At 66.5% G+C, this 621-nt stretch carries 1 pseudogene; it reads left to right on the top strand.

Features of this window, described 5'->3' with window-relative positions:
- A pseudogene (locus IG99_RS43515) lies at positions 1–520 on the top strand (alpha-1,4-glucan--maltose-1-phosphate maltosyltransferase); the annotation flags it as partial.
- Positions 521–621 lie beyond the last annotated feature (101 nt).

Below are 621 nucleotides of genomic sequence, written 5' to 3'. Positions count from 1 at the left end.
CCTCTCCCCCACCTGGGGCATCTACAGCGGCTACGAACTGTGCGAGAACACCCCCCTGCGCCAGGGCAGCGAGGAGTACCTCGACTCCGAGAAGTACCAACTGCGCCCCCGCGACTGGGAGGCCGCCGCCCGCGAGGGCCGCACCCTCGCCCCCCTCATCACCAAGCTCAACACCATCCGGAGGAACAGCCCGGCCCTGCGACAACTGCGTGATCTGCACTTCCACCAGACGGACAAGGAAGCCGTGATCGCGTATTCGAAACGAGAGGGTTCGAACACGGTTCTGGTGGTCGCCAACCTCGACCCCCACCACACCCAGGAGGCCACGGTCTCGTTGGACATGCCGCAACTCGGCCTGGACTGGCACGAGTCGGTGCCGGTGCGCGACGAGCTCACCGGCGAGACCTATCACTGGGGCAGGGCCAACTACGTGCGTCTCGAACCGGGCGACCGGCCGGCACACGTCCTGACGGTTCTGCGACCGTCCACCCCGCAGATCGGAGGGTCACCCACAACATGATCGTCAACGAGCCCGTCCCGGACACCTTCGAGGACACACCGGCCAAGGACCGGGACCCGGACTGGTTCAAGCGAGCCGTCTTCTACGAGGTCCTGGTCCGC

The organism is Streptomyces griseus subsp. griseus, from assembly GCF_000720255.1.
GTDB lineage: Bacteria > Actinomycetota > Actinomycetes > Streptomycetales > Streptomycetaceae > Streptomyces > Streptomyces griseus_I.
This window is presented reverse-complemented; position numbering and strand designations above follow the sequence as displayed.